Annotated in this window: 25 protein-coding genes; 14 read left to right on the top strand and 11 right to left on the bottom strand. The window is 59.6% G+C overall.

Features of this window, described 5'->3' with window-relative positions; translation table 11 throughout:
* Positions 1-197 precede the first annotated feature (197 nt).
* The 3 genes from nhaA to EAH74_RS08150 all read left to right on the top strand — a co-directional run bounded on the left by nhaA (position 198) and on the right by EAH74_RS08150 (position 2,960).
* Complete coding sequence (gene nhaA, locus EAH74_RS08140) at positions 198-1,385, top strand: Na+/H+ antiporter NhaA (protein ID WP_140677543.1); 1,188 nt, start codon at positions 198-200, stop codon at positions 1,383-1,385.
* Between the two features lie 121 nt (positions 1,386-1,506).
* A complete protein-coding gene (locus EAH74_RS08145; protein WP_140677544.1) occupies positions 1,507-2,697 on the top strand; it encodes an S-type pyocin domain-containing protein in 1,191 nt (396 codons plus the stop codon).
* 11 nt (positions 2,698-2,708) lie between these two features.
* On the top strand, positions 2,709-2,960 hold the full coding sequence (locus tag EAH74_RS08150) for a pyocin S6 family toxin immunity protein (protein WP_140677546.1): 252 nt from the start codon (positions 2,709-2,711) through the stop codon (positions 2,958-2,960).
* Between the two features lie 67 nt (positions 2,961-3,027).
* On the opposite strand, the gene EAH74_RS08155 is transcribed toward EAH74_RS08150, so the two are convergent.
* Positions 3,028-3,492 (bottom strand): glycine zipper 2TM domain-containing protein, encoded by a 465-nt coding sequence (locus EAH74_RS08155; protein ID WP_140677547.1) that lies wholly within the window; start codon positions 3,490-3,492, stop codon positions 3,028-3,030.
* A gap of 168 nt (positions 3,493-3,660) precedes the next feature.
* Here EAH74_RS08155 and EAH74_RS08160 point away from each other — a divergent pair, with 168 nt between their 5' ends.
* Positions 3,661-3,897, top strand: coding sequence for a hypothetical protein (locus EAH74_RS08160; RefSeq protein ID WP_140677549.1), 237 nt, complete (start codon positions 3,661-3,663; stop codon positions 3,895-3,897).
* A gap of 5 nt (positions 3,898-3,902) precedes the next feature.
* Here the strand turns inward: EAH74_RS08160 and pdxH are convergent, their stop codons facing one another.
* The 5 genes from pdxH to dinG all read right to left on the bottom strand — a co-directional run bounded on the left by pdxH (position 3,903) and on the right by dinG (position 11,945).
* Positions 3,903-4,550 (bottom strand): pyridoxamine 5'-phosphate oxidase, encoded by a 648-nt coding sequence (gene pdxH / locus EAH74_RS08165; protein ID WP_140677550.1) that lies wholly within the window; start codon positions 4,548-4,550, stop codon positions 3,903-3,905.
* A gap of 24 nt (positions 4,551-4,574) precedes the next feature.
* Positions 4,575-5,687: an OmpA family protein gene (locus EAH74_RS08170; RefSeq protein ID WP_140677552.1), complete on the bottom strand. Its 1,113-nt coding sequence runs from the start codon at positions 5,685-5,687 to the stop codon at positions 4,575-4,577.
* Between the two features lie 112 nt (positions 5,688-5,799).
* The gene (locus tag EAH74_RS08175) at positions 5,800-6,945 is read right to left on the bottom strand and encodes a serine hydrolase domain-containing protein (RefSeq protein WP_140677553.1); all 1,146 of its coding nucleotides are present in this window, start codon (positions 6,943-6,945) and stop codon (positions 5,800-5,802) included.
* 243 nt (positions 6,946-7,188) lie between these two features.
* Positions 7,189-9,705 (bottom strand): beta-galactosidase, encoded by a 2,517-nt coding sequence (locus EAH74_RS08180; RefSeq protein WP_140677555.1) that lies wholly within the window; start codon positions 9,703-9,705, stop codon positions 7,189-7,191.
* Between the two features lie 95 nt (positions 9,706-9,800).
* The gene (dinG, locus tag EAH74_RS08185; RefSeq protein ID WP_140677557.1) at positions 9,801-11,945 is read right to left on the bottom strand and encodes an ATP-dependent DNA helicase DinG; all 2,145 of its coding nucleotides are present in this window, start codon (positions 11,943-11,945) and stop codon (positions 9,801-9,803) included.
* 98 nt (positions 11,946-12,043) lie between these two features.
* Between dinG and EAH74_RS08190 the strand changes: the two genes are divergently transcribed.
* On the top strand, positions 12,044-12,502 hold the full coding sequence (locus EAH74_RS08190) for a CopD family protein (RefSeq protein ID WP_140677559.1): 459 nt from the start codon (positions 12,044-12,046) through the stop codon (positions 12,500-12,502).
* A 110-nt stretch (positions 12,503-12,612) separates the two neighbouring features.
* On the opposite strand, the gene EAH74_RS08195 is transcribed toward EAH74_RS08190, so the two are convergent.
* The 4 genes from EAH74_RS08195 to EAH74_RS08210 all read right to left on the bottom strand — a co-directional run bounded on the left by EAH74_RS08195 (position 12,613) and on the right by EAH74_RS08210 (position 15,293).
* A complete protein-coding gene (locus tag EAH74_RS08195; RefSeq protein ID WP_140677560.1) occupies positions 12,613-13,371 on the bottom strand; it encodes a collagen-like protein in 759 nt (252 codons plus the stop codon).
* Positions 13,364-13,642 carry a DUF1145 domain-containing protein gene (locus EAH74_RS08200; protein WP_140677562.1) on the bottom strand — a complete coding sequence of 93 codons (279 nt, stop codon included), beginning with the start codon at positions 13,640-13,642 and terminating at the stop codon, positions 13,364-13,366. The genes EAH74_RS08195 and EAH74_RS08200 overlap by 8 nt, the downstream gene beginning before the upstream one ends.
* Positions 13,643-13,790: 148 nt before the next feature.
* Entirely contained in the window at positions 13,791-14,507 is a 717-nt protein-coding gene (locus EAH74_RS08205; protein ID WP_140677564.1) for an OmpA family protein, read from the bottom strand.
* Positions 14,508-14,597: 90 nt separating this feature from the next.
* Positions 14,598-15,293 carry an OmpA family protein gene (locus EAH74_RS08210; RefSeq protein ID WP_129441754.1) on the bottom strand — a complete coding sequence of 232 codons (696 nt, stop codon included), beginning with the start codon at positions 15,291-15,293 and terminating at the stop codon, positions 14,598-14,600.
* Between the two features lie 190 nt (positions 15,294-15,483).
* Between EAH74_RS08210 and EAH74_RS08215 the strand changes: the two genes are divergently transcribed.
* The 4 genes from EAH74_RS08215 to EAH74_RS08230 are packed head-to-tail and all read left to right on the top strand — an operon-like array spanning position 15,484 to position 17,216.
* Positions 15,484-15,981: a DUF6231 family protein gene (locus EAH74_RS08215; RefSeq protein WP_140677566.1), complete on the top strand. Its 498-nt coding sequence runs from the start codon at positions 15,484-15,486 to the stop codon at positions 15,979-15,981.
* Positions 15,982-15,985: 4 nt separating this feature from the next.
* Positions 15,986-16,462, top strand: coding sequence for a YchJ family protein (locus EAH74_RS08220; RefSeq protein ID WP_140677568.1), 477 nt, complete (start codon positions 15,986-15,988; stop codon positions 16,460-16,462).
* A gap of 44 nt (positions 16,463-16,506) precedes the next feature.
* Positions 16,507-17,001, top strand: a complete 495-nt coding sequence (locus tag EAH74_RS08225) for an LEA type 2 family protein (protein ID WP_140677569.1) — start codon at positions 16,507-16,509, stop codon at positions 16,999-17,001.
* Entirely contained in the window at positions 16,998-17,216 is a 219-nt protein-coding gene (locus EAH74_RS08230; RefSeq protein WP_140677571.1) for an SEC-C metal-binding domain-containing protein, read from the top strand. The genes EAH74_RS08225 and EAH74_RS08230 overlap by 4 nt, the downstream gene beginning before the upstream one ends.
* A gap of 115 nt (positions 17,217-17,331) precedes the next feature.
* Here EAH74_RS08230 and EAH74_RS08235 read toward each other — a convergent pair whose 3' ends face one another.
* Positions 17,332-17,889, bottom strand: coding sequence for a cysteine hydrolase family protein (locus tag EAH74_RS08235; protein ID WP_140677953.1), 558 nt, complete (start codon positions 17,887-17,889; stop codon positions 17,332-17,334).
* A 146-nt stretch (positions 17,890-18,035) separates the two neighbouring features.
* On the opposite strand from EAH74_RS08235, the gene EAH74_RS08240 reads away from it, so the two are divergent.
* From EAH74_RS08240 to EAH74_RS08265, 5 genes are all read left to right on the top strand, one after another.
* Entirely contained in the window at positions 18,036-18,680 is a 645-nt protein-coding gene (locus EAH74_RS08240; RefSeq protein ID WP_140677573.1) for a glutathione binding-like protein, read from the top strand.
* Positions 18,681-19,046: 366 nt separating this feature from the next.
* The gene (locus EAH74_RS08250; RefSeq protein ID WP_140677576.1) at positions 19,047-21,497 is read left to right on the top strand and encodes a penicillin acylase family protein; all 2,451 of its coding nucleotides are present in this window, start codon (positions 19,047-19,049) and stop codon (positions 21,495-21,497) included.
* Between the two features lie 178 nt (positions 21,498-21,675).
* Positions 21,676-22,710, top strand: coding sequence for a ligase-associated DNA damage response exonuclease (locus EAH74_RS08255; RefSeq protein ID WP_140677578.1), 1,035 nt, complete (start codon positions 21,676-21,678; stop codon positions 22,708-22,710).
* The gene (locus tag EAH74_RS08260; protein ID WP_140677580.1) at positions 22,707-24,395 is read left to right on the top strand and encodes an ATP-dependent DNA ligase; all 1,689 of its coding nucleotides are present in this window, start codon (positions 22,707-22,709) and stop codon (positions 24,393-24,395) included. The genes EAH74_RS08255 and EAH74_RS08260 overlap by 4 nt, the downstream gene beginning before the upstream one ends.
* Positions 24,396-24,640: 245 nt before the next feature.
* Positions 24,641-25,423, top strand: coding sequence for a transporter substrate-binding domain-containing protein (locus EAH74_RS08265; RefSeq protein WP_140677582.1), 783 nt, complete (start codon positions 24,641-24,643; stop codon positions 25,421-25,423).
* Positions 25,424-25,443 lie beyond the last annotated feature (20 nt).

Raw genomic sequence — 25,443 nt, forward strand, 5'->3', positions numbered from 1 at the left:
AACAAGCTTAGGAAAAAACCTACATCACGCACAGATACAGCTGAGGTTCAATACGCCCGACAACTGCTAGGCTCAGGTCCTTGCCGGCCCTTCGCGTTGTAACGGCATATAACAAAAAAGAATATAACTTTTGTTTTAACAACTAACGGTACGGGTTAGGGTGTGCCACCTTTTGAATTCATCGATGGAGAGCGACCTTGCCTCTGCGTAGCACTTTCACGCGTTTCTTCCAGTTGGAAGCTGCCAGCGGACTGTTATTGATCGCCGCTGCTGCCCTGGCTTTGATCATCAACAATTCCCCGCTGTCGTGGCTTTACAGCAGTTTTCTGGACACTCCGGTCGTGGCGCAGGTCGGCGCGTTACAAATCGCCAAACCGGCGCTGCTGTGGATCAACGACGGCCTGATGGCTTTGTTCTTCCTGCTGATCGGTCTGGAAGTGAAGCGCGAAGTTCTTGACGGTCAATTGTCGAAACCGTCGCAAATCGTCCTGCCCGGCGCGGCGGCGATTGGCGGCATGGTGGTTCCGGCACTGATCTACTGGTTTCTGAACCGCGAAGACCCGGCAGCCCTGGGTGGCTGGGCCATTCCGATGGCCACCGACATCGCCTTCGCCCTCGGCGTACTGGCCCTGCTGGGTAAGCGGGTACCGGTGTCGCTGAAGCTTTTCCTGATGACGTTGGCGATTATTGACGACCTCGGCGCAATCATCGTCATTGCGATCTTCTACTCGGGTACGCTCTCGACCCTTTCGCTGTCTCTGGCCGCGACGTGCATCGTGGCACTGATCGCGATGAACCGGCTCGGGGTGGTCAAGCTCGGGCCCTACATGATCATCGGCCTGATCCTTTGGGTTTGTGTGCTCAAGAGCGGCGTCCACGCGACACTGGCCGGTGTGACCCTGGCCTTCTGTATCCCCCTGCGCACGAAAAACGCCGAACCTTCGCCGCTGCTGACCCTCGAACACGCCCTGCATCCATGGGTGGCCTACGGCATCCTGCCGCTGTTCGCCTTCGCCAACGCCGGCCTGTCCCTGAGTGGCGTGACCGTCGAAAGCTTCACCCACCACGTGCCGATGGGCATCGCGGTCGGTCTGCTGCTGGGCAAAACCCTCGGCGTCTTCGGCCTGACCTGGCTGGCCGTGAAAATCGGCATCGCCACCCTGCCCCAAGGCGCCAACTGGGGCCAGGTGTTGGGCGTGGCAATCCTCTGCGGCATCGGCTTCACCATGAGCCTGTTTGTCGGTTCCCTGGCGTTTGAGCCGGGTGTCAGTGAATACGCCGGGATGGATCGGATGGGGATTTTGACCGGTTCGATACTGGCGGCATTGATTGGTTATGCGGTGACGGCGGCGGCGAGTCGCAAGAGCGCCGCTCTGCAATCCTGATAAACAGAGACAACTCTTAGAGTCATTGAAGACTCGTCCTACAGCCACGATCAGCCTCGTTCGCTAACGTCGCACAGCCTCATTTTTGGGGACTGTCGACGTACGAACGCAAGGAAGATCAGTGGCTGGTAATAAGGACATTCCGCGGGTTAAGAACCCTCCGTCAGGCGACGGTCATCACGTCACTCACCGCTTTATGACGGCTACCGAACTGGCCGAGCGGGATGCCCGACAAAACGCTTACGATGCCATGCTCGCGAGGCAAGACAACTTCGAACGGAGTCGTGAGGTCGTCGCCAAAAAGCACGAAGCCGTTCGCGCGGGCTGCGTCTTTGCCAAGTCCTGCAAGCTGCCGGACGCCATCATCGATTACTCGAATCCTTCGGGAATGGTGCCCACCGACAGCCTCAAGGACTACGGAGAAGTCGCCTGGCTCGGTGCTCGCGAAGTAGACGATACCGGGCTACTGAATCTCGAAACCATCAGAGGCAGTACCGTCTCGCTCGGTATCGGTCGAATGGCGCTTCGCGCCCCGACTATCGCTGTTCCCACCGCAGCACTCGGTGCTGCAGGAACCGCCATATTGGCCGGCCTCGTCGCGTTTTTCTGGACGCCGAGCCTGGGCGACAGCGCGCTCTATACCGAAGATCAGTTGCGCGCCCTGAAACAGGCTCGAACTCGTGTTCGGCTAAGAGTCGAGCAACAGGCTGACGGCAGTCTCAAGGGATACGGTTTCTACACCGGGAAGGACCGCGATTGGGAAATGGTTGATGTCGTGCAGTTCAGCTTGCGCGGCAGTCAGCAGGTGGCGGATCTAGGGGATGGTATTGAGCTGATCTGGACACCGGCCGTGGATGGTTCAGACATCCTCGGTATTCCAGCGCTGGAAGCTGCGCCGCAAGCACCGCATATTTGGGTTTATCCGCCGACGAAAGCGGCGGATAGCATCATCGTGAATCCGGTTTATCCGCCTGAGTACAAGGATTTCATTCTTGTGTTTCCGGTGGGGTCGTTGGTGAAGCCGGTTTACGTAGTGATGAGCATGCCGGGGGATCATAAGTACTACGATGATCCTGAAACCCTCCCAGGCTTCCCTGATGCATTCCCCGTAAAACCGAAGGTTTCAGTTCGAGGTGGAGGTAAAAAACGAGCCCGGTGGCTAGACCGCAGAGGCCGTATATATGAGTGGGACTCCAAAAGCGGTGCTGTAGAGCTTTACGATAAATTCGGAGTGCATTTGGGCGAATTCAATCACGTAACCGGCGAGCGAACTAAAAAGGCAAAGCCTGGTAGAAAAACCTCAAGAAACTGAAGAGAAAAATTATGCGCTATCTATCCATCACCGGTTTTTACCCTGATGAAAAACAAGACAATTCATTGCAGTTCCAACTGACCATCAAAGACTATGAGATGAACCAGGCATTGGCTCAATTGACCGAGTCAAAAAAACTGGAAGAAATAGAGCCTGGAGAGCTGGAACTGACAGGTGCTCAAATCCTACGGGTTGCCGAACTATTAGAAATCGACTTACCCGAGGGGTTGGAATATTTCATAGGCCCCCGTGCCGCGTCGTGACAATCCTTAACAAACAAAAACCCCGACCAGTCACCTGATCGGGGTTTTCTTTTACCTGTATTCCCGCTTAGTGCGAAACGCGGCTAGTCCCATCAACAGTGGCAATCCGCACACGCTCGCCAACACGGAACACTTCGTTCTCCTGAACCTGTTGCACGTAGGCGCGCATGCTGCCGTCGTCTTCACGCACGGTGATTTCCACGCCCTGAGTGCGGGTCAGGCCTTCTTCGGCTGCAGAACCTGCCAGGCCACCGGCGACTGCGCCGATAACGGCAGCAACGATGCTGCCACGACCGCCACCGATAGCGCTGCCGCCAACACCGCCAACCGCCGCACCAGCAAGGCCGCCGATCGGGGTTTTGGTGCCTTCGATTTTCACCGGTCGCAGGGATTCGATAGTACCCATGCGAACGGTCTGCACGCGACGCGCTTCGTCACGGGAGTAGGAGTCACCGGTCAGGCTGGACTGGCAACCAGTGAGCAACATCGCCATCGTGGAAAAAGAAGCAATCAGCAGAACAGACTTACGCATAGCATCAACTCCAAAGGACAGGTATTCATTAAACTCCGCAGCTTGACGCCTGTCACGGCCTCGCCCGGATAAAATTGGTTTGATTCAGGCCCGGTACAGACACCTCCACGAACTCACCACACAGTAGTGGCAAATTCCGGTATCTGCGCCGCTGCCCCAAGGATTGTCATGGATTACTTCATCATTGTCGTCACTAGCGTTGCCGGATTGTATTTCCACTGGTGGCTATACGTGCGGATCAAACGCTGGATGGACCGCGATCTGGCGTTGGCACTGGCGGGTAAAGACGAGCAGAAAAAGGCATTCATGCTCCAGCAACTGGCGAACGCTCACGCACAGAAGATCAAGCGCCGAGACCTGCCGCAGTGGCTTGAAGCCGCTGCGGCAGGCTATTCCGATCGGTAGACGGCTTAAGGTGCCAGACGTTCAAGAATCCAGTCGGCGCCCTGAAAGCGGTAGTTGAGGCGATCGTGCAGGCGGCTCGGACGGCCTTGCCAGAACTCGATGCGCTCCGGTAACAAACGGTAACCACCCCAGTGCTCAGGGCAATGAGGTTGCGTGTCGCTGAAACGTTGCTCGGTGTTCTTGAGCAGCGCTTCCAGCTCGGCACGATCGGCGATCACCCGGCTCTGGGGCGAGGCCCAGGCACCGAGACGACTGCCCAGTGGACGAACCTGGAAGTAGGCGTCGGACTCTTCAGGCGTGACTTTCACCACCCGCCCTTCGATTCGCACCTGGCGCTCAAGGGCTGGCCAGAAAAAGGTCATCGCCGCGAACGGGTTCGCGGCCAGATGCTGGCCCTTGGCGCTGTCGTAGTTAGTGAAGAAGGTGAAACCCTGCTCGTCCAGCCCCTTGAGCAGCAGAATGCGGCAATGCGGCCGACCGTCCTGATCGACGGTGGCCAGGGTCATGGCGTTGGCTTCCACCGGCGCCTGCTCGGTTTTCACCGCGTCGGTGAACCACTGATGGAACAGCGCGAACGGCTCGGCCGGGGCTTGTGCCTCGGTCAGGCCATCACGGGTGTAGTCGCGACGCATATCAGCCAGGCCCTGGGTCATGGCGCATTCCTTTTGGTTAACGAATTACTTTTTTACAGTATCGGCGGCGGCAGCGTCTTTTTTCGTGTCGGTAGCGGCTTTGGCGGGAGCAGTCTTCTTCGCCGGAGTCGCAGTTTTAGCCGGCGCTTTCTTTGCAGCGGCTTTCTTGGTCGGGGCCTTTTTCGCGGCAGGCACAGCGGCTTTCTTCGCAGCAGGCGCAGGGGTGACCGGTTTGACCACTGGCTTGACGTCCTGAGCAACGACCACCTTCACTGGCGCCGGGGCCGGCATGTTGTACTTGCTCAGCAACGCGACCATGGTGTTTTGCGGGGTCACCAGCAGTTCGACGCGACGGTTCAAGGCACGGCCTTCATTGCTGTCATTGGCAGCACGCGGAGCTTCCCCACCCATGCCGCGCAGCATCAGGCGATCACGCTGCAGACCGCTGAGGCGGAAAATCGCTGCCACGGCCTGGGCACGCTCCTGGCTCAGTTTCACGTTGGCCGGTGCGGCGCCCGACGTATCACTGTGGCCCAGAATCAGTACGGCAGTTTTCGGATCGACTTCAAGGATTTTCGCGACGCGAGTGAACGGGCCGAGGGTCACCGGCAGCAGCATGGCCGGACGGTCAGGGTTGAACGAGCCGTCTACCGGCGCGGTCACCACCAATACGTTTTCACGGCGCTCGAGTTGCAGGTTGCTGCCCTTGATCGCTTCGCGCAGACGCGGTTCGTAGTCGTCGAGCCAGGCCTGGGTAACTTTAGGATCAGGCATTGGCACGGCTTTAGCGGTGCTTTGCTCTTTACCACCGAACGGCCACCACCACTTGCCACCTGTGTCGGCCTCAGCCTTGGCCACAGCGGCAGGTTTGGCTTCAGGTTTTACCTCTGGTTTTATTTCTGGCTTGGCCGGGGTCTTGTCGGCGGCATCATCGGAACCGAACGGCCAGTACCAATGGCTGGAGCTTTCTGTCTTGGCCACCGGAGCGGTCGCGGCAGGCTTGAGGGGTGCCGGGGCCGGAGCCGGGTTTTTAGCCGCAACTTTGTCGGAGGAACCGAACGGCCACCAGCTGCTGCCATCCGAGTCATTTTGTGGAGTTTGTGCGCAACCGGTAATAGCGAAGCACAGGGCCAAAGCGAGAGTTTTATTGGATGACATTGGATATCCACAACATAAGTAATGAAAAATCAGGCCGGACTGACCCGGATAAACAGACGCTTGGAAAGCATAAAGGCCTTGGGGTTCCGGCCCTGGAACCCCTGAGCGCGTTTTATAGACAAGTGGCCAGTGCCCGCACAAGCTTTTGCGCGCGCGGATCCATCAAGACGTACGGCCCTAAGGTATTTGTCACAAAGCCGAAGGCCACATCGTGTTCCGGGTCAGCAAAACCGGTGGAACCGCCCGCACCCGGATGACCGAACGCACGAGGGCCGAGGCCGTAGGTGGCGTTGGGGACGTCCGGTTGATCGAGCATGCAACCCAGGCCGAAACGGGTCCGGGTCAGTAAAGTCTTGTCCTCGCCGAGGCTGTGCTCGCGCGTCAGCTCCTCGAGCATTTCGCTTTCCAGCAAGCTGCCATCGAGCAGACCCGCATAGAACCCGGCCAGGCTACGGGCATTTCCATGGCCATTGGCGGCCGGCTGCTGCATGCGTCGCCACTCGGGTTTGTTGGTGCTGGTCATGATCGACGGCGGGTTAGTGAACGCCCTCGTAGTCATGGCGTTCGGCTCGCGCATGGTCACTTGCAGCAAGCGCTGGGCGGCGGCATCGCCGACATTGCCCTTGCCACGGGCGATGTGCGCCACGCGATGGAACTCCTGGTCCGCCAGGCCGACGTGGAAATCCAGGCCCAAAGGCTTCGCAACCCGCGCCACGATGGACTCACCCGGGCCACGTCCGTCGGCACGACGCAACAATTCACCCACCAGCCAGCCGTAGGTGATAGCCGCATAACCGTGGCCAACCCCTGGCGTCCACCACGGCTCTTCGGCGGCCAGGGCGTCAACCATAGTTTGCCAGTCGTAAAGGGCTTCCGGGGCCAACAGCTCACGCAGTGCCGGCAGACCGGCCTGATGGCAGAGCAATTGACGCAGGGTCACGGACTCTTTGCCGGCGGCGGCGAACTCTGGCCAGTAGCGGGCAACCGGGGCATCCAGTTGCAGCTTGCCTTCGGCCACCAGTTGCAGGGCGGTCACCGCGGTAAAGGTTTTGGTGCAGGAGAACAGGTTGGCGATGGTGTCGCTGTGCCAGGCTTCGGTGCCATCCTTGTCAGCGCTACCGGCCCAAAGGTCGACCACGGTTTCACCGCCAATCTGGATGCACAACGCTGCGCCACGTTCCTGTGGATCGTTGAACAGCGCCGCGAAAGTCTCACGCACCGCTTCGAACTTCAGCTCGTAAAAACCCTGAATCTGCACCCGCAACTCCTCTGGATAATGTTCTACAAAGTGGCCGCATTGTTCCAGCCCTAGAGGGTTTTGGGAACTATGGCGGGCTGGGCGGTCGCCCACCTATGGATTGGATCAGATCTTTAGGGTGCCTTGGCGGACGCCTTCGCGAGCAAGCCCGCTCCCACATTCGACCGAGTTCTTTCAGAAAGAATGCGATTGAATGTGGGAGCGGGCTTGCTCGCGAAGAACGATAACGCGGTCTAACAGGACTCAGTGGCCATTGCCGGAATGCCCGCCCGCATGGCCAGCGCCCTGCCCCGGGCCTTTACCGGCGTCGCCTTTTCGGCCGCCTTCAGCTGCATGGCTGGCTTTTTCAGCTTCGGCGCTGGCCTTCTCGGCCTCTTTACCGAGCTGATCGACGGTCTGCAAATTGCTCTTGCGTACGCTGTCGACGAACCCCTGGAACGGCAGATCGGTAATGCCCACCAGCCCGAAGTGCCCGTTCTCGCCATCCAGCAGACGACCGGTAACCGGTTGATCAAGGTATTGGAACCAGTGCACGCCGACGATCGACGGTTCGCTCATCGCCTGTTTGAGGAAATTGGCGTAAGCGGGCCCACGGTCTTCTTCCTTGGCCAATTGCGTCACACCACCCCAGAACGGGCCGCGATCCGCCGAGCCAAAGTTGAACTCAGTGATCAGCACCGGTTTGTCCAGGCTGCGCAGTTTGGTGAAGTCGTAACCGTCCTGCGGTTGCAGGGTGTACATGTTGAAACTCAGCACGTCGCAATACTGGGCGCAGGACTCAACCGCTTCCGGGGTGCTGATGGCAAAACGGCCGCCCAGCAACAACTGGTTCGGCGCGTGCCACTTGAGCGAATCGGAAATGGTCTTGAAGTAAGTGTCGGCGAAGACCTTCTGGAAGTATTTGAAGTCGGCTTCGATTTCCGGGTGTTCGGCGCTTGGCAGCGGCGCTTCGAAGCCCGGATCTTCCATCAATTCCCAGGCTGGCAGGTCAATGCCCCAGGCTTTCGACAGGCCTGCCTGGTTGCGGTACTTATCGCGCAATTGCTTGAGGAACGCGCGTTTGGCCGGCACGTCGGTGGTCATTTTCAAGGTGCCGTAGGCCAAGGCGTAACGGGCTTTCGGGTCGTCGCCGGGACCGGCCCAGGCCAATTCGTTGTCGGCAAAGTAGCCGATCAGCCATGGATCATCGCGATGATCGCGCGCGGCGATGGCCACGGCACGCTCGGTGGCCATGGCGAATCGTGGGTCAAACGGGTCGGGCATGCCGCCCCACCAGTCGGTGCCGGTGCTGATGCTGGCGTAATCGCCGACGATCGACAGTGGCAAGGTGTACGGCACACGGTCGGCATTGGCCAGCGCCGGGGCGCTCCAGTTGCCGATGGTGTTGAAGCCCCAGGCTTGCAGGCGATCAAGGGTGTGACTGGCCCAGCGCTGTTCATCAACCACCGCTTTGCAGGGTTCGGCAGGTGTTTGCTCTGCTGCTTTCGCGGCGGTCGCTTCAACGGCGCCGGTCTTGGCGGCTTCGGCGACACCGGATTCGGCCGTCGAAGGAACGATAGGTTGCTCAGCAGCCTTCTCCACCGTTGCCGTTGCCGCAACCGCGTCAGCCTTGGCCGCTTCGGCGACACCAGCCTTGGTGTCGCTGGTCACCACACACGGCGCGCCATACAGACGCTGCAAGTTGGCGCCATAGAAGTCGTACCAGCGACCGGCATTGTAGCCACGGCCCTGATCGACACCGTTGCCGCCCCGGTTGTCGCCTTCGCCATAGTGGCTGGCCAGCGGCTCGTCGGGTTTGGGCAGCGATTCAAACATCCACTCGCGGCCGGCGACGTAGGTCTGGTCGACGTCCGGGGTGACGGTGTTGACCCCGAGCGAGTAGAACGGATGCCCTTCCGGGGTCACCAGGTACCAGCGACCGTCGCGCTTCTCAGTGCGGAAAAACCCGCTGGCCTTGAATGCCGGGCCTTTGTTCCAGCCACCGAACTTGTCCAGGGACGATTTCTCGCGCTCGGCCAGCCAGGTTTTCAGTTGCTGATGTTCCTTGGCGGCGGCGCTTTTCAGTTGCTCGTCGCTGCTGACTTTCTCTGGCCACTTGGCCCGGGTCGACTGGCCGTAAGCGTCTACAAGGCCGCCAAAAGCCGCTTGGGTAACCGCATCGCCGTCCTGCACGCCAAAGCGCTCAAGCAGAATGCTTTGCGCGACTTTCGGCTGATCCATCGACAAGGTCACCGACACCACCTGGCTGCGCTCCAGCTCACCGGCGCTGCTGGCCAGCAATACGCGCTGCCCCTCAAACGTCATCGGCATTGGTGGGCCGGCTTTCAGGCCCAGGCTCAATGGCGTAAATGGCTGCAGCGGCACCAATAAGGTTTGCGCAGGGCCGGCCGGCAAGTCGACGCGGCTGACCAGCGTCTTGCCGTCGTTGCTCTGGATTTTCACGTACAGGGTCACAGCCCAGTTCATTGCGCTCTGAATCCGCAAGCTCATGAAGCCCGACTGCGACCAGTCCCAGGCGCCGGTTTGCGGGGTCAGGCGCAAGGTCGGCTGGGCGACAGGGTTGAACGTCACCCGACGCAGCACTTCGCCTTCGGCCGTTTGCTCGGCGTTGGATTGCGGCAGGCTGGCGTCCTGAGTCGCCACCTGGACTACATCGGCGGGGCGCACAAAGTTGAACAGCGTCTGTTGGCCGGCAGGGGCCGCCAGCAAAGGGGCTGCGAACATCAGAGCGAAAACAGCAGGCAACGAACGGCGGATCATAAGAACGAAGTTCTCCCTAACGACCAACAATGGCCAGTGGAAAAGCGATGACAGAGAGATAGACAACGCGGTGGGCAAATTTGCCCACCGGTGTATCAGGAAATTTCACGTCGGAAGGGTGGCAACGCATTGAGGATTGCCTTGCCGTAACGCTGGGTGACCAGGCGTCGATCGAGCAAGGTGATGGTGCCGCGGTCTTCTTCGGTGCGCAGCAAGCGACCGCAGGCCTGGACCAGCTTCAGCGAAGCATCCGGAACGGAGATTTCCATGAACGGATTGCCACCCCGAGCCTCGATCCACTCGGCCAGGGCCGCTTCGACCGGATCATCGGGCACCGAGAATGGAATCTTCGCGATCACCACGTGCTCGCAGTACGCACCAGGCAAGTCGACCCCTTCGGCAAAACTTGCCAGGCCGAACAACACACTGGAATCGCCGCCATCGACCCGCGCCTTGTGCTTGTTCAGGGTTTCCTGTTTCGACAGGTTGCCTTGAATGAACACTTGCTTGCGCCAGTCGCGGTCGAGGCCGTCGAACACGTCCTGCATCTGTTTGCGCGAGGAGAACAGCACCAGCGTGCCGCGCGAACCTTCGACCAATGCCGGCAAGTCGCGGATGATCGCTGCGGTGTGGGCCGGCGCATCACGCGGATCGGCCTTCAGGTCCGGCACCCGCAGCACGCCAGCGTCAGCATGATGGAACGGGCTCGGGACCACTGCGGTCACGGCTTTTTTCGGCAGACCGGCGCGCATACGGAAACGATCGAAGGTGCCGAGCGCGGTCAAGGTCGCGGAGGTCACCAGAGCGCCGTAAGCCACGTTCCACAAATTGCGACGGAGCATTTCCGCCGCGAGGATCGGGCTGGCGTTGACCTCGATGTCGAACAGCGAGCCGCTTTCGGCCAGGGTCAGCCAGCGGGCCATCGGCGGGTTGTCTTCCGGGTCTTCAGCGGTGAACGCGCCCCACAACTCCCAATTGCCCGAAGAACGGGACAACAGGCTACCGAACAGCGGATACCACTCTTCGGCCTGGTTACTGGCGATGCCAATATTGACCTCGCCGTCCATGCCTTCCTTGAGCAGTTCGGTCAGTCGGGTAAAGAGATCGGTCAGACGGGCAAAGCCCTTCTTCAGCTCGACGCCCATTTCGCGCATGTGCTCGGGAATCACCCCGCCAACGAAACGATGACGTGGCCGCTCGCGACCTTCGACGTCTTCGCCGGGCTTGAAATCGGCGACCTGCTCGCAGGCGCTGAACATGAATTGCTGCTGGGTTTTGATCTCACGGGCCAGTTCTGGCACCTGCTCGATCAACTTGCCCAGATCGCCCGGCAGCGGGTGCTGGGCGAGCAATTTGGTGAGGTTCTTGGCGGTGGTTTCCAGCCAGTCGGCGGTGGAACGCAGACGCGTGTAATGGGCGAAATGGCCGATGGCCTTGTCCGGCAGGTGGTGGCCTTCGTCGAACACGTAGATGGTGTCGCGCGGGTCCGGCAACACGGCGCCGCCGCCCAGCGCCAAGTCGGCCAGCACCATGTCGTGGTTGGTGACGATCACATCGACCTTGCCCATGCCTTCGCGGGCCTTGTAGAAAGCGCACTGGCCGAAGTTCGGGCAATGGCGGTTGGTGCACTGACTGTGATCGGTGGTCAGACGCGCCCAGTCGGCGTCTTCCAGGGCGGTGGACCAACTGTCACGGTCGCCGTCCCACTTATTGCCGGCGAGTTTCTCGATCATGCTGGTGAACAGCTTCTGACTGGCCTCGTCGACCTCGATCTTGAAACCTTCTTCTTCAAACAGCTGCGCCGTGGCGGTTTGCGCGTGACCTTCCTGGAGCAACATGTCGAGCTTGGACAGGCACATGTAGCGCCCGCGCCCCTTGGCCAGGGCAAAGCTGAAATTCAGCCCGCTGTTGCGCATCAGGTCGGGCAAATCCTTGTAGACGATCTGCTCTTGCAGGGCCACGGTCGCCGTGGCAATCACCAGGCGTTTGCCGGCGGCCTTGGCCGTGGGGATGGCCGCCAGGCTGTAGGCCACGGTTTTGCCGGTACCGGTGCCGGCTTCTACCGCGACAATCGCGGGGTCGCCACTGCGTCGGCCTTCGTCGTCGGTGTCGATGTCACCGAGGACCTTGGCAATTTCGGCGATCATCAGGCGTTGCCCGTAGCGCGGTTTGAGGCTCTTGGCTTCGAGAAAACGCGTGTAGGCGCCCTGGATCGTGGTTTTGAGTTCAGTGCTGATCATGATTGTCGGGCGCAAAAAACGCTGGATAAATTTTCAGTGGTTCGGATCGGCCGCTATCATACCCCGCTAATTAATCCCGCGCAGAACGGAGTACCCCAATGACACCTTTTGGCATCCTTTACACCCTGCATGTCCTGTCAGCCCTGGTCTGGGTCGGCGGCATGTTTTTCGCGTGGATGGTCTTGCGCCCCGCGGCAATGAAGGCTTTGGAAGGCCCTGCCCGCTTGAAGCTGTGGGTAGAAGTGTTTCAAGGTTTTTTCCGGTGGGTCTGGATCGCGGTGGTGCTGTTGCCGGTCAGCGGCGTGGGCATGATTCATTTGCAGTACAGCGGTTTTGAAGCGGCGCCGCGGTATGTGCAGGTGATGATGGGGTTGTACGTGGTGATGACGGCGCTGTTTATCCGGATTCAGGCGTTGTTGTTGCCAGAGTTGCGCACGGCAGTGGCGGCGCAGGACTGGCCGACCGGGGCTGCAACGCTTGGGAAAATTCGCAAGTTGGTGGGGATTAATCTGATTGTCGGGCTGGTGCTGGTGGCGATTGCTGCGGCACGACCGTGATCGTTCCCATGCTCTGCGTGGGAATGCCTCAAGGGACGCTCCGCGTCCAGTGACGCAGAGCGTCACGGGCTGTATTCCCACGCAAAGCGTGGGAACAATCAATTAAAGGGTTACAGACGCTGAACAGTCACCGAACCCGCCGCACCGGCAGGCCCCGGCTGACCGTCAGCGCCAGGGCGGCCGCTCTTGCCGCCATCGGCCTTGTAAACCAAACAGCCCTTGGCCTTGCCACCCGCGCCCGGTTTACCGCCAGGCCCGGCCACACCACCGTCACCGCCAGCCACCTGAACCTTGATCAGTTGCGCCGGGTAATCGCGTGGCACTTCCAGACGAACCAGTGCACCCGGCGCGCCCGCCTGACCGTCGCTACCATCACTGCCATCTGCACCTCGGCCGGCCTGGCCCCAGGTACAACCCGGTGCCTGACCGTTGGCCCCATCGAGACCGACGAAACCCGGTGCGCCCGCACCGCCGCGAGCGTCCACCAACAATTGCGGCGCACTCAGTGCCTTGATCTGCAAGTTCAGGTTACGCCCGGAGCGGGCTGCCTTGAGGTAAGTTCCCGGCGCGCCGCGAGCCGTGATCTGGCTGCCTTCCGACAACTGCGCACGACTGACCTTCAGCTCAAGCGGCTGTTCGCCGGGTACGATGGCAATCCGCGCTTCACGACCCAGACGCAATTCACCGACGGATACCTCGGTCACATTCGAGGGAATCAACAACGTGCCGTAGTCGGCTACTTCCAGGCGTTCCAGCTGCAAGGTGCTGGCGGTGTTGGGCAAACGCATCAGCGAGTTGGTTTCGACGCTCACCACTTGGGCGCAGGCCAACGGGCTGATGAGTGCAGCGAGCAGACAGAGTTTACGCATGGGAAGCCTTAGGCGCGGTCGGAGCCGGGATGGTTTGCAGGTGGAAAACGCCGAAAAAGAGGATCTTCAGGCGATCAAGCCAAGGGTGGGTGCGCCCTCTGAGGCTGCGGAAACAGAACACCGCCTCAAGAAGATGAAGGCAGGCCAGCAGGCTGCCGGCCAGATCGACCAGCAGATGCAGAGGATTGACAAACGGCATGAGCTGATTGACCAGCACCACCAGCCAGAACAGCAGGGTCAACAACTTCCCCAGCCCCCAAAACACGTTCATACGCTCCCCCGTTGAGAATTATTCTTTGCGCGCACAGTACCGGCTTACACGCGGGATAAGCCAGAGGGCAACGGAAAATTCTTCATGAAGGCCGCCGAATGGCCGTCGGACTGACTTCAATTGTGGCCCGACAGCTCTATTACGGGGCTCAGCGATTGATGTGCAACTCCACCCGACGGTTTTTCGCCCGTCCTTCTTCCGTTTCGTTATCGGCCACCGGCTGGCTTTGGCCCTTGCCCTCGCTGGTGAGCTTGTTCGGCGCCACGCCCTGACTCAACAGGTAGGCCGCCACGCTACTGGCGCGACGTTCCGAGAGTGCCTGGTTATAGGTGTCCGAGCCGACGCTGTCGGTATGTCCGATCACCTTGATGCTCACCACATCGGCGCTTTGCAGTTTGGGCATCAGCGAATCCAGCTTGCTCTGCGCGGCAGGGGTCAGTTCGGATTGGTTGAAGGCAAACAGCACGTCGCCCGCGTCGCTCAGGGTGATGACCTCCGATTGAGCAGGTTCAGGTTTCACGCTCGCCGGGTACTGCGGCAATGGGCAACCATGATGTTCGACGGGGGTATTGGCCGGCGTATCAGGGCAGCGATCACGTCGATCGAAGACACCATCGTTGTCTTCGTCGCCATCCTGGGCGTAACAGATCAAGCCACCGGTCAACACACCAAGCGCCGCTCCGCCGGCCGCCCAACCGCCACTTTCGAGAGCGCCCAGACCTCCACCGACCAGGCCGCCGATCACGCTGCAGATTGGCCAGGTTCGTTGATTGAGGGGGGCGGTGCCATCGCTGTGAGTAGCGCAACCGGTCAACAGGCTGCCAAGCAGCACGACCGGCAAGACGGTCCGTGTGAGAACGCTCATGGTGAAAGCTCCTGTGTTACCGGCCAATGCCGGTCACACAGGAGTAAAGACCCGCATCCGCGACTGCACAAGCCGCGGAGTACGAGGGGTTTAGCGGTTGATTTTGATTTCCGTGCGACGGTTCATCGACCGGCCGTCAGCGGTTTTGTTATCGGCAACCGGCTGGCTTTCACCGGCACCGGTAACAGACACGAATTCGCTGCGGGGTACACCTTGGGAAATCAGGTATTCAACCACCGAATGAGCACGACGATCCGACAGTTTCTGGTTATAGGTATCGCTGCCAACGCTGTCGGTGTGACCGGTTACAGTCAGTTGGGCGTTAGGCGCTTCCCCTTTCAGGCGAGTGGCAATTTTATCGAGTACCAATTTGTCGGCCGGGGTAAGTGTGGCCTTGTCGAACTGGAAGTGGACATCGCGAATGACGATGACTTCTTCTTTAACCACGGCCGCTTCTTCGACCACTGGCGCAGGTACCGGTGGAGGGCAACCGTCGGCATCGACACGCACGCCTCTAGGTGTTCCCGGGCACTTGTCGCGGCTATCCGGCACGCCATCACCGTCTTCGTCGCCATCACCGTGAACCCAGCAATAAGCCGCAGCCGTGCCGCCGACGAGCAGCGCGCCATACCCCGCCCATGCCGAACTCTCGGTCGCGCCGAGACCTGCACCCACGACACCACCGACCGCCGCACAGGTCGGCCAGTCGGTTTTCTGCAAACCTGCGCAACCAGTCAACACACTGGTTAGCAGAACCAAGGGTAATGCTGTGCGAACTATGCTCATCTAGTTTTCTCCTGAGGGATCGGCTTAGAACCGATTCAGGTAGTAAAGACCCGAGTTTTAATCTCCGCCAGCAATAGGCCATTGCAGTTTTGTCCCTTGTTCACGGTAGATCGACGCTTTTGCGACAAACCACCTCTAGGCCCGGCCCTTTGAGCAGGCTAGTCTTGGCAGCTCTGATTGAGGATCTTCGATGATTGCAGGTATTTCTTCGCGCACGCCCCAGCAGGCGTTGGCCGCTTTGCTTGATCGTTACGCCCCCGCGCGCCTGTTGCTGATTGGCGCCAGCGAGTTCCCCGCGCTTGAGGCCTTCAAGCTGGCGCACCCGGACACTTGTGTAGCCCACGCGGCCCCCGGGGTGTTGCCGGCCGAATTGGCGGCGCGCCGGTTTGACCTGGCGCTGGTGGTCGATTGCCTCGAACACCTGCCCAAACGCGATGGCCTGAACCTGCTGGGCGGGATCCGTAACCTCAACGCCAGTCGCATCGCGGTGCTGGCGGACTTGCCGGCCAGCGGCTGGCAGGAAACCGATTTTTTCTCCCTGGCCCTGCAAGCCAGCGAACGCTTCCAGCGCGACGATCAAGTGCTGACCCTGTTCACCTATGATCTGCTTGACTACAAACAAGTCCCCGACTGGCTCAACTCACGGTTCTGGGCCAATCCGGAAAACTTCGGGAAATATTGGTGGTAACGCAATGAGTACATCCATTTGCCCCTGTGGTAGCGGCACGCCGCTTGATGCCTGCTGCGGTCATTACCATGCCGGTCATCCGGCGCCGTGTGCCGAAGCTTTGATGCGTTCGCGCTACAGCGCCTATGTACTGGGGCTGATCGATTATCTGGTGGCGACCACCCTGCCCGCACAACAGGCAGGCCTGGATCGGCAGTCCATCAGCGACTGGAGCGCCCAAAGCACCTGGCTGGGCCTTGAAGTGGAAAGCTCCGAGGTTTTGGGCGGCCAGCCGGAACATGCCTTCGTGACTTTCACCGCGCGCTGGCACGACGGCAGCGGAGAACACAGCCACCGCGAACGCTCGTCGTTCGTGCAGAACGCCGGTCACTGGTACTTCATCGACCCCACCGTACAACTCAAGGCCGGACGCAACGATGCGTGCCCTTGCGCCAGCGGGCAGAAGTTCAAGAAGTGTTGTGCGGGTTATTTCAGCAGTTGAGGTAATCGCAAGAGGCTAGACTGGGCATCAAAGGGAGTCAGTCCATGCTCAGTCAGCGACACGTCTTACACGCCCTCACCCTGTTCCTGTTTCTGGGGCTCGGCGGTTGTGTGTCCTGGTTCGGCGATGATGAACCGGAACCGCAGGTGCATCTGGTCAAGGTCGAAGTGGTCCAGGCCAAACTGATGCAGCAGCGATTCCTGCTGCACTTTCGCGTCGACAACCCCAACGACAGTGACCTGACGGTGCGGGGCATCGAGTACCGCATTCACTTGGGCGACATGTTGCTGACCGAAGGCGAGCACGAACATTGGTTTACTGTCGGTCCCAAACGCAGTGCCTACTTTAAAGTACCGATCCGCACCAACCTGTGGCCCAAGGTGCGGGATCTGGTGAAACTGCTGAAAAACCCCAAGCAGCCCATTCCTTATCGTCTGGAAGGTGAACTGGAAACCGGTTTATTCATCGCGCACTACGTGCACCTGGCGCGCAATGGCGTGATAATCCCCGCCGATTTAATTCCGGAGCAAAACCGATGACCCAGCAACCCCACGTCCATGGCCCTGACTGCAACCACGATCATGACCATAACGACCATCACGACCACCATGATCACGACCATGGCCATGTCCACGGCCCAAACTGCGGCCACGCCCACCAGGAACCGGTGCGCAACGCCCTGAAAGACGTCGGCCGCAACGACCCTTGCCCATGCGGCAACGGCAAGAAATTCAAGAAGTGCCACGGCGCTTGATGCTTCGGGCGAATTTCTTTTTCGCCTGTTGAATCGCCTTCGCGAGCAGGCTCGCTCCCACATTGACCGCTGAGTCCCTGTGGGAGCGAGCCTGCTCGCGAAGACGGACGGTTAGTCACCCTCGCTTCAGGATCTGCACGGTGCTCACGACCGTCGCGTATTCGCCATGCAAATTCCCCAGCGACATTGCGTGCACTTCCTCGGCTGAATGGGCTTTACCAAAGTAGTCAGCCTTGTCGAAGGTAAAACACGCATCCTCCACGACCCACGTATCAAACCCCAGATTACCGGCCGTTCGTGCCGTGGATTCCACCGAGTTGTTAGTCGCTACGCCAACAATCACCAGTTGATCAATCCCTGCCTCGCGCAAACTCGCCTCCAACCCGGTCGAGCAAAACGCATCCGGCACCTGCTTTTGAATAAGCTGCTCACCGGTCTGTGGCTGAAACCGCTCCTGAAATTCCACCCCCGATTGCTGCGGCCAGAAAACCGAGTCAGGTGAACGAGACAAGTGCTGCACATGAATGACCGGTCGCCCCGTTCGACGCCAATTCCCTAGCAAATCGAGGATTCTCTGCTCGGCCTGAGGATTATTTCGGCGACCCAGTTTGGGATGCTGGATGCCTTTTTGTTGATCGATGATGATCAGCGCCGCGTTTGCTTTGAGCTCCATGCCGGTTTTTCTCATGCGGGGTCATTGAATTTCCTGCACTTCAGCATCACCTCTTCCTACAGGCAAGCTATCGAACGCAAACAGGGCGACCTGATGCCGGCGTTTGCTGTCCGCAAGTAACGACATCTCTTGATTTGGAGTACTCCATGATCGACCTGTATTACTGGACCACCCCCAACGGCCACAAAATCTCGATATTCCTGGAAGAAGCCGGCCTGCCCTACAACGTGCACCCGATCAACATCAGCCAGAACGACCAGTTCAAACCCGATTTTCTGAAAATTTCCCCGAACAATAAAATTCCGGCCATCGTTGATCCCGAACCGGCCGATGGCGGTGAGCCATTGGCACTGTTCGAGTCCGGGGCGATTCTGTTGTACCTGGCAGAGAAAACCGGCAAATTCCTGCCCAAAGACCTGCGCGGTCGCCAACAAGCGCTGCAATGGTTGTTCTGGCAGATGGGCGGCCTGGGGCCGATGGCCGGGCAGAATCATCACTTCAGCCAGTTCGCGCCGGAGAAAATCCCCTACGCAATCAAGCGCTACATCGACGAGACCGCCCGCCTCTATGGCGTGCTCGACAAGCAGCTGGCCGATAAAGACTTCGTCGCCGGCAGCGAATACAGCATTGCCGACATGGCGATCTACCCGTGGATCGTTTCCCACAAGTGGCAGAGCCAGAACCTGGAGGACTTCCCCAACGTGTTGCGCTGGTTCAACCGCATCCAGAGCCGTCCGGCGACGGTGAAGGCGTATGCCCTCGCTGCAAAAGTGAATCCCCCTAAATCCTGATGGAAGATCAAAAGATCGCAGCCTCGTTTCACTCGACAGCTCCTACACGGTTTTGCATTCCCCTGTAGGAGCTGTCGAGTGAAACGAGGCTGCGATCTTTTTGCGTTCCACAGACAAATCCTGAAATAACCTGATACCCCGCTTGCGCGGCCACCTCCTGCTCACTAACGTAGCGCCTTTAATGTGCCCGGCCTCGGAAGTCCGTTCATCTTTTGACGAGTGGCTAATGTTGTCAGACAAGGCGCCGCGACGAGTCATAGCCCGCTATGGCGAGGAGCGGCAACGCCGTCTGGCGACATTAGACGCCGTCAAAAGTGAACAGCGACTTTCGAGGCCGGGCACCACTACCCCCGCAGGAGCTTTGCCATGGCCTCGCCAGCCCTTACACATTTTCTTCCCCGGTTCGGCGTTGCCGCAGCAGTGGCCGGTGTTTTGAGCCTGACCGGTTGTCAGACCTGGAACACCCAGGACACCCTCCCGCCGACCACCGGCGTGCAGCCGCTCAAGGGCCTGGCGCAGAACGTTTCGGTACGCCGCAATGCCATGGGCATGCCGTTGATCGAAAGCAACACCTTCCACGACGCGCTGTTCACCCTGGGTTACGTCCACGCCACCGACCGCATCACGCAAATGGTCACCCTGCGCCTATTGGCTCAGGGCCGTTTGTCGGAGATGTCTGGCTCGGACCTGCTCGACGCTGACCGCTACATGCGCGCCGTCAATCTGAAGAAAAGCGCCGGCGAGCTGTACAAGGCGTCTTCGCCGCGCCTCAAACGCTTCTTCGAAGTCTATGCCCGCGGCGTCAACGCCTACCTGTTCCGCTATCGCGACAAACTGCCAGCGGACCTCGCGGCCACCGGCTACAAGCCTGAATACTGGAAGCCGGAAGACTCGGCGCTGATTTTCTGCCTGCTGAACTTCAGCCAGTCGGCCAACCTGCCGGAAGAAATCTCCTCGCTGATGCTGGCCCAGACCGTCAGCACCGACAAACTCCCGTGGCTGACGCCGTCTGCCCCCGATGAAAAGCTGCCGCTGGCCGAAGCTGAAAAACTTCAGGGCATCAAGCTCAACGGGCAAATCCCGGGCCTGGCCGAGATCAGCAAAGCCACGAGCCAACTGTCCGATCTGAATCTGCTGGGCGCCACCTCGTCGAACAACTGGGCAATCGGCCCGCAACGCAGCCGCAGCGGCAAAAGCCTGCTGGCCAGCGACAGCCATGGGCCACTGGGCGTGCCGTCGTTGTTCAGTTACGTGCAGATTCGCGCGCCGAAGTACCAGGCTTCTGGTGTGACGATTGCCGGTTTGCCAATGGTGCTCGGCGGTTTCAACGGCAAAGTGGCTTGGAGCATGACCACGGTCATGGGCGACAACCAGGACCTGTTCCTGGAAAAAATCAAACGCCAGGGCAATGGTCTTTCCTACGAGGTCGGCGGCAAATGGCAGCCAGCGATCGTGCGCAACGAAACCTACTTCGTCAAAGGCCAGCGGCCGATTCGCGAAGTGGTGTACGAAACCCGCCATGGCCCGCTGCTCAACAGTGCCCAAGGCACGACGCTGGCTAATGGTTTTGGCCTGGCCTTGCAGACGCCGAACTTCACCGATGACAAGTCCCTGGACGCGTTTTTCGACCTGTCCCGCGCCCAGACCGTCGAGAAAGCCTCGGACGCCAGCCGCGAAATCCGCGCCATCGCGCTGAACCTGGTATTTGCCGACGCCAGCAACATCGGCTGGCAAGTCACCGGTCGCTTCCCGAACCGTCGCGAGGGCGAAGGCCTGCTACCGTCGCCGGGCTGGGAAGGTCGTTATGACTGGGATGGTTACGCCGACCCGATGCTCCATCCCTATGACCAGGATCCGGCCCAAGGCTGGCTCGGCACCGCCAACCAGCGCGTCATTCCCCATGGCTACGGCATGCAGTTGTCCAACTCCTGGTCGGCGCCGGAGCGTGGCGAACGCCTGGCCGAACTGGCGGGTGTGGGCAAACACGACACGCGCAGTCTGATCGCCATGCAATACGACCAGACCACCACTTTCGCTGCCAAGCTGAAGAAAATGTTCGAAGCACCGGGCATGGCCAAGCCACTCAAGCAGGCCATTGAAGCGTTGCCTGAGGCGGATCGTGGCAAGGCTCGCGAGGCGTATACCCGCCTGATGGCCTTCGACGGAAAACTCAGCCCGACCTCCGCTGATGCAGCGATTTACGAGTTGTTCCTGCAGCAAAGCACCCAGCAAATCTTCCTCGACGAACTGGGCCCGGAAAGCAGCCCGGCGTGGAAAGCCTTTATCGCCAACGGCAAGTTGTCCTACGCGGCCCAGGCCGATCACCTGCTGGGTCGTGAAGACAGCCCGTTCTGGGATGACGCTCGCACGCCGCAGAAAGAAGATAAACCGGCGATCCTCGCCCGCAGTCTGGCGGCAGCGATCAGCGCGGGCGACAGTCAGTTGGGCGCCGATCACAAAGCCTGGCAATGGGGCAAACTGCACCGCTACGAGTGGAAAAACGCCAGTGGCCAGACGGTGCGCGGTCCACTGGCGGCCGGTGGCGACCACACCACGCTGAATACTGCAGCATTCGCCTGGGGCCAGGATTTCAACACCACCCTGGCGCCAGCCATGCGCTTTATCGTCGACTTCGGCCAGGCGGAACCGCTGATGGGGCAGAACGGTACGGGGCAATCCGGTAATCCGGCGAGTCCGAACTACCTCGACAGCATTGATCCGTGGCTGAAGGGGCAATACATGAGTCTGCCGATGCAGCCGCAGAACTTTGACAAGGTGTATGGCAACAAGCGTTTGACGCTGACACCTGGCAAGTAACCCAAATAGACAAGATCAAAAAATCGCAGCCTTCGGCAGCTCCTACAGTGGATTCGCGTTCATCTGTAGGAGCTGCCGAAGGCTGCGATCTTTGTTTTTGATCTCTGAAAAAATCAATAGAACTTCTGGCTTCGCGCAAACCTCATAGCTAACAAGTCCCTCCATTTTTGGTAACAACATGGATCTTGTTATCGCGCGTCCTGAAGGTTTGTATTGCCCGGTCGGGGATTTCTACATCGACCCGTGGCGGCCGGTCGAACGTTCAGTCATCACCCACGCTCACGGCGACCATGCCCGCACCGGCAATCAGCGTTATCTGGCGGCAGCTCCCGGCGAAGGGATTTTGCGTGCGCGATTGGGCCAGGACATCAACCTGCAAACCCTGCCCTACGGTCAACCCCTGACCCACCAGGGCGTCATCGTGAGTTTTCACCCCGCCGGCCACGTCCTCGGCTCGGCACAGGTGCGTCTGGAATATGGCGGTGAAGTCTGGGTCGCGTCGGGTGACTACAAGATCGAACCCGACGGCACCTGCGCGCCCTTTGAACCCGTGCGCTGCGATACCTTCATCACTGAATCGACCTTCGGTCTGCCGATTTATCGCTGGCAACCCCAGGCGCACGTCTTTGCCGAGATCAATCAGTGGTGGCAAGCCAACGCCGCCGTCGACAAAACCAGCGTGTTGTTCTGCTATGCCTTCGGCAAGGCGCAGCGAATTCTCCACGGTATCGATGCCAGCCTCGGCCCCATTCTGGTGCATGGCGCCGTGGAACCGCTCAATCAGGTTTACCGCGAAGGCGGTATTTATTTACCGCCAACGATCTATGCCGGCGCAGTAAAAAAGAGCGACCCCATGATGCGCAAGGCGTTGGTCCTGGCCCCGCCTTCGGCTGGCGGCAGCAGCTGGATGCGTCGCTTCGGTGACTACAGCGATGGATTCGCCAGCGGCTGGATGCGTTTGCGTGGCACCCGGCGGCGACGTGGCGTGGACCGTGGCTTTGTACTGTCTGACCACGCCGACTGGCCGGGCCTGCTTTGGGCCATCGAACAGACCGGTGCTGAGCGAGTGATGGTCACCCACGGTTCGGTCGGGGTACTGGTGCGCCATCTGCGTGAACAGGGTCTCGATGCCATGAGTTTCAGCACCGAGTACGGCGACGATGAGGAAGAAAACGCAGTGATCGAACCCGAGAGCGCCGAGGTGCTGCCATGAAGGCGTTCGCCGAGCTGTATGCCGAACTCGATGCCACGACGTCGAGCAACGCCAAACTGGCGGCAATGCAACACTACTTCGCCGAGGCCGCGCCGGAAGATGCCGCATGGGCTGTTTACTTTTTGTCCGGCGGGCGACCTCGGCAACTGGTGCCGGTGCGCATCCTGCGAGAGTTGGCGGTGGAGATCTCCGGTCTCGCGCCGTGGCTGTTCGAAGAGAGTTATCAGGCCGTCGGCGACTTGGCGGAAACCATTTCGCTGGTATTGCCCGAAACGCTTCACAGCTCCAACGATGGATTGGCGGTCTGGATTGAAGACAAACTGCTGCCGCTGCGCGGTGAAACCCCGCAAGTCCTCGCCGAGCGACTGCCTGCCCTGTGGTCGCAACTGGACCGCCAGAGCCTGATGCTCTGCATCAAATTGATCACCGGCAGCTTCCGTGTTGGCGTCTCCAAGTTGCTGGTCACCCGCGCCTTGGCGGTCATGGCCGGGCTCGATAGCAAACGCGTCGCCCAGCGACTGGTGGGTTACACCGACCTGTCCAACCGCCCGAGCGCGCCGGGTTATTTGAAGTTGATCGCCGCCGAATCGTCTGCCGAACATGCCCAACGCGGCGGCCAGCCGTACCCGTTTTTCCTCGCTCACGCGCTATCACAACCCGTTGAACAATTCGAAGCCCTGCTCGGCTCGGCCAGCGATTGGCAAGTGGAATGGAAGTGGGATGGCATTCGCGCCCAGGTGGTCAAACGCGACGGGCGACTGTGGATCTGGTCGCGAGGTGAAGAGCTGGTCACTGAGCGCTTCCCCGAACTCGAGAGTCTGGTTCACTGCTTGCCCGATGGCACGGTGATCGACGGTGAAATCGTCGCCTGGAAAACCGAACGACCCACCACCGAGGACGCCTTCAACCCTCATTTCCCGGCTTCACCTGCGGTAAAGCCTTTCGCGCTGCTGCAACAGCGAATCGGCCGTAAAACCCTGGACAAAAAAATCCTCGAAGAAGTGCCGGTGGTGGTCCTCGCCTACGACCTGCTGGAGTGGCAGGGTGAAGACTGGCGCAACCAGCCTCAATCCCGGCGTCGCACTCAACTGGAGCACGTCGTCGCCAGGAGCAACAACCCGGTGTTACTCCTATCACCTCTGATCACCGGCGAAGACTGGCTCGACCTCGCCCGACAACGGCAAGCCTCCCGCAAGCTCGGTGTCGAAGGCATGATGCTCAAGGCCCGGGAGGCGTTGTATGGCGTCGGGCGGACCAAGGACATGGGCGTCTGGTGGAAATGGAAAGTCGACCCGTTCAGTGTCGACGCGGTGCTGATTTATGCGCAACGCGGCCATGGGCGCCGCGCCAGTCTCTACAGCGATTACACCTTCGCCGTGTGGGACGGGCCGCCTGACGCGAGCGAACGCACACTGGTGTCGTTCGCCAAGGCGTATTCGGGGCTGACAGACGAAGAAATGCGCCAGGTCGACAGCATCGTGCGCAAGACCACCGTAGAGAAATTCGGGCCGGTGAGCAGCGTGACGCCGAGCCTGGTGTTTGAACTGGGATTTGAGGGCATCGCCCTGTCCAGGCGACACAAGAGCGGGATTGCGGTGCGGTTTCCGAGGATGTTGCGCTGGCGGCAGGATAAGTCGGTTGAGGAAGCGGACAATCTGGGAACGTTGCAGGACCTGTTGAGCTAAACCAAATCCCTGTGGGAGCGTGCCTGCTCCCACAGGAATTTGTGGTGATCCGATCTATATTGGTGCATCAAATTTTCAACGCCCGTTTTCGTGCATAAATCCCTCCTTGCCATTTCTTGAATCACCTTTTAAAACACTTGTTCGGGACTCTGGTTCGGAAATTGCTACTTTCATAGGGTCTTACGCTTTCCAGTAACAATAATTCTGCGCCACAAGCGCTCATATTGGTTTTTAGGGATTGAATAATGAAAAAAGCATTGCTGACCCTTTCTGCACTGGCGTTGTGCATGGCAGCCGGTTCCGCGCTGGCCAAGGAATACAAGGAATTGCGTTTTGGCGTTGATCCTTCCTACGCTCCGTTTGAGTCAAAAGCGGCTGACGGTAGCCTGGTAGGCTTCGACATCGATCTGGGTAACGCGATCTGCGCCGAACTGAAGGTCAAGTGCAAATGGGTCGAAAGCGATTTCGACGGCATGATTCCGGGCTTGAAGGCCAATAAATTCGACGGTGTGATCTCTTCGATGACCGTCACCCCGGCCCGCGAAAAAGTCATCGATTTCTCCAGCGAGCTGTTCTCCGGCCCAACCGCTTACGTGTCCAAGAAAGGTTCTGGCGTAACCGCAGACGTCGCTTCGCTCAAGGGCAAAACCGTCGGCTACGAACAAGGCACCATTCAGGAAGCCTATGCCAAAGCCGTTCTGGACAAGGCGGGCGTGAAAACCCAGGCCTACGCCAACCAGGATCAGGTGTATTCCGACCTGACTTCCGGTCGTCTCGACGCCGGCATCCAGGACATGCTGCAGGCCGAACTGGGCTTTTTGAAGTCGCCACAAGGTGCCAATTACGAAGTCAGCAAGCCGGTCGACAACGAATTGCTGCCAGCCAAAACAGCTGTCGGTATCTCGAAAGGTAACAAAGACCTCAAGGCACTTCTTGATAAAGGTATCAAAGCGTTACACGACGATGGCACCTACGCCACCATTCAGAAGAAACACTTTGGCGATCTGAATCTGTACAGCGGCAAATAATGCCCGGCGCCCATCTTGCG

The sequence above is a fragment of the Pseudomonas mandelii genome, from assembly GCF_006438925.1.
GTDB lineage: Bacteria > Pseudomonadota > Gammaproteobacteria > Pseudomonadales > Pseudomonadaceae > Aquipseudomonas > Aquipseudomonas mandelii_C.

Excerpts from the sequence above, each read along its gene's own strand:
- EAH74_RS08150 (WP_140677546.1), top strand. The coding sequence starts at position 2,709 with ATGCGCTATCTATCCATCACCGGTTTTTACCCTGATGAAAAACAAGAC.
- EAH74_RS08155 (WP_140677547.1), bottom strand. The coding sequence starts at position 3,492 with ATGCGTAAGTCTGTTCTGCTGATTGCTTCTTTTTCCACGATGGCGATG.
- EAH74_RS08160 (WP_140677549.1), top strand. The coding sequence starts at position 3,661 with ATGGATTACTTCATCATTGTCGTCACTAGCGTTGCCGGATTGTATTTC.
- pdxH (WP_140677550.1), bottom strand. The coding sequence starts at position 4,550 with ATGACCCAGGGCCTGGCTGATATGCGTCGCGACTACACCCGTGATGGC.
- EAH74_RS08170 (WP_140677552.1), bottom strand. The coding sequence starts at position 5,687 with ATGTCATCCAATAAAACTCTCGCTTTGGCCCTGTGCTTCGCTATTACC.
- EAH74_RS08180 (WP_140677555.1), bottom strand. The coding sequence starts at position 9,705 with ATGATCCGCCGTTCGTTGCCTGCTGTTTTCGCTCTGATGTTCGCAGCC.
- dinG (WP_140677557.1), bottom strand. The coding sequence starts at position 11,945 with ATGATCAGCACTGAACTCAAAACCACGATCCAGGGCGCCTACACGCGT.
- EAH74_RS08190 (WP_140677559.1), top strand. The coding sequence starts at position 12,044 with ATGACACCTTTTGGCATCCTTTACACCCTGCATGTCCTGTCAGCCCTG.
- EAH74_RS08195 (WP_140677560.1), bottom strand. The coding sequence starts at position 13,371 with ATGCGTAAACTCTGTCTGCTCGCTGCACTCATCAGCCCGTTGGCCTGC.
- EAH74_RS08200 (WP_140677562.1), bottom strand. The coding sequence starts at position 13,642 with ATGAACGTGTTTTGGGGGCTGGGGAAGTTGTTGACCCTGCTGTTCTGG.
- EAH74_RS08205 (WP_140677564.1), bottom strand. The coding sequence starts at position 14,507 with ATGAGCGTTCTCACACGGACCGTCTTGCCGGTCGTGCTGCTTGGCAGC.
- EAH74_RS08210 (WP_129441754.1), bottom strand. The coding sequence starts at position 15,293 with ATGAGCATAGTTCGCACAGCATTACCCTTGGTTCTGCTAACCAGTGTG.
- EAH74_RS08215 (WP_140677566.1), top strand. The coding sequence starts at position 15,484 with ATGATTGCAGGTATTTCTTCGCGCACGCCCCAGCAGGCGTTGGCCGCT.
- EAH74_RS08220 (WP_140677568.1), top strand. The coding sequence starts at position 15,986 with ATGAGTACATCCATTTGCCCCTGTGGTAGCGGCACGCCGCTTGATGCC.
- EAH74_RS08225 (WP_140677569.1), top strand. The coding sequence starts at position 16,507 with ATGCTCAGTCAGCGACACGTCTTACACGCCCTCACCCTGTTCCTGTTT.
- EAH74_RS08230 (WP_140677571.1), top strand. The coding sequence starts at position 16,998 with ATGACCCAGCAACCCCACGTCCATGGCCCTGACTGCAACCACGATCAT.
- EAH74_RS08235 (WP_140677953.1), bottom strand. The coding sequence starts at position 17,889 with ATGGAGCTCAAAGCAAACGCGGCGCTGATCATCATCGATCAACAAAAA.
- EAH74_RS08240 (WP_140677573.1), top strand. The coding sequence starts at position 18,036 with ATGATCGACCTGTATTACTGGACCACCCCCAACGGCCACAAAATCTCG.
- EAH74_RS08250 (WP_140677576.1), top strand. The coding sequence starts at position 19,047 with ATGGCCTCGCCAGCCCTTACACATTTTCTTCCCCGGTTCGGCGTTGCC.
- EAH74_RS08255 (WP_140677578.1), top strand. The coding sequence starts at position 21,676 with ATGGATCTTGTTATCGCGCGTCCTGAAGGTTTGTATTGCCCGGTCGGG.
- EAH74_RS08260 (WP_140677580.1), top strand. The coding sequence starts at position 22,707 with ATGAAGGCGTTCGCCGAGCTGTATGCCGAACTCGATGCCACGACGTCG.
- EAH74_RS08265 (WP_140677582.1), top strand. The coding sequence starts at position 24,641 with ATGAAAAAAGCATTGCTGACCCTTTCTGCACTGGCGTTGTGCATGGCA.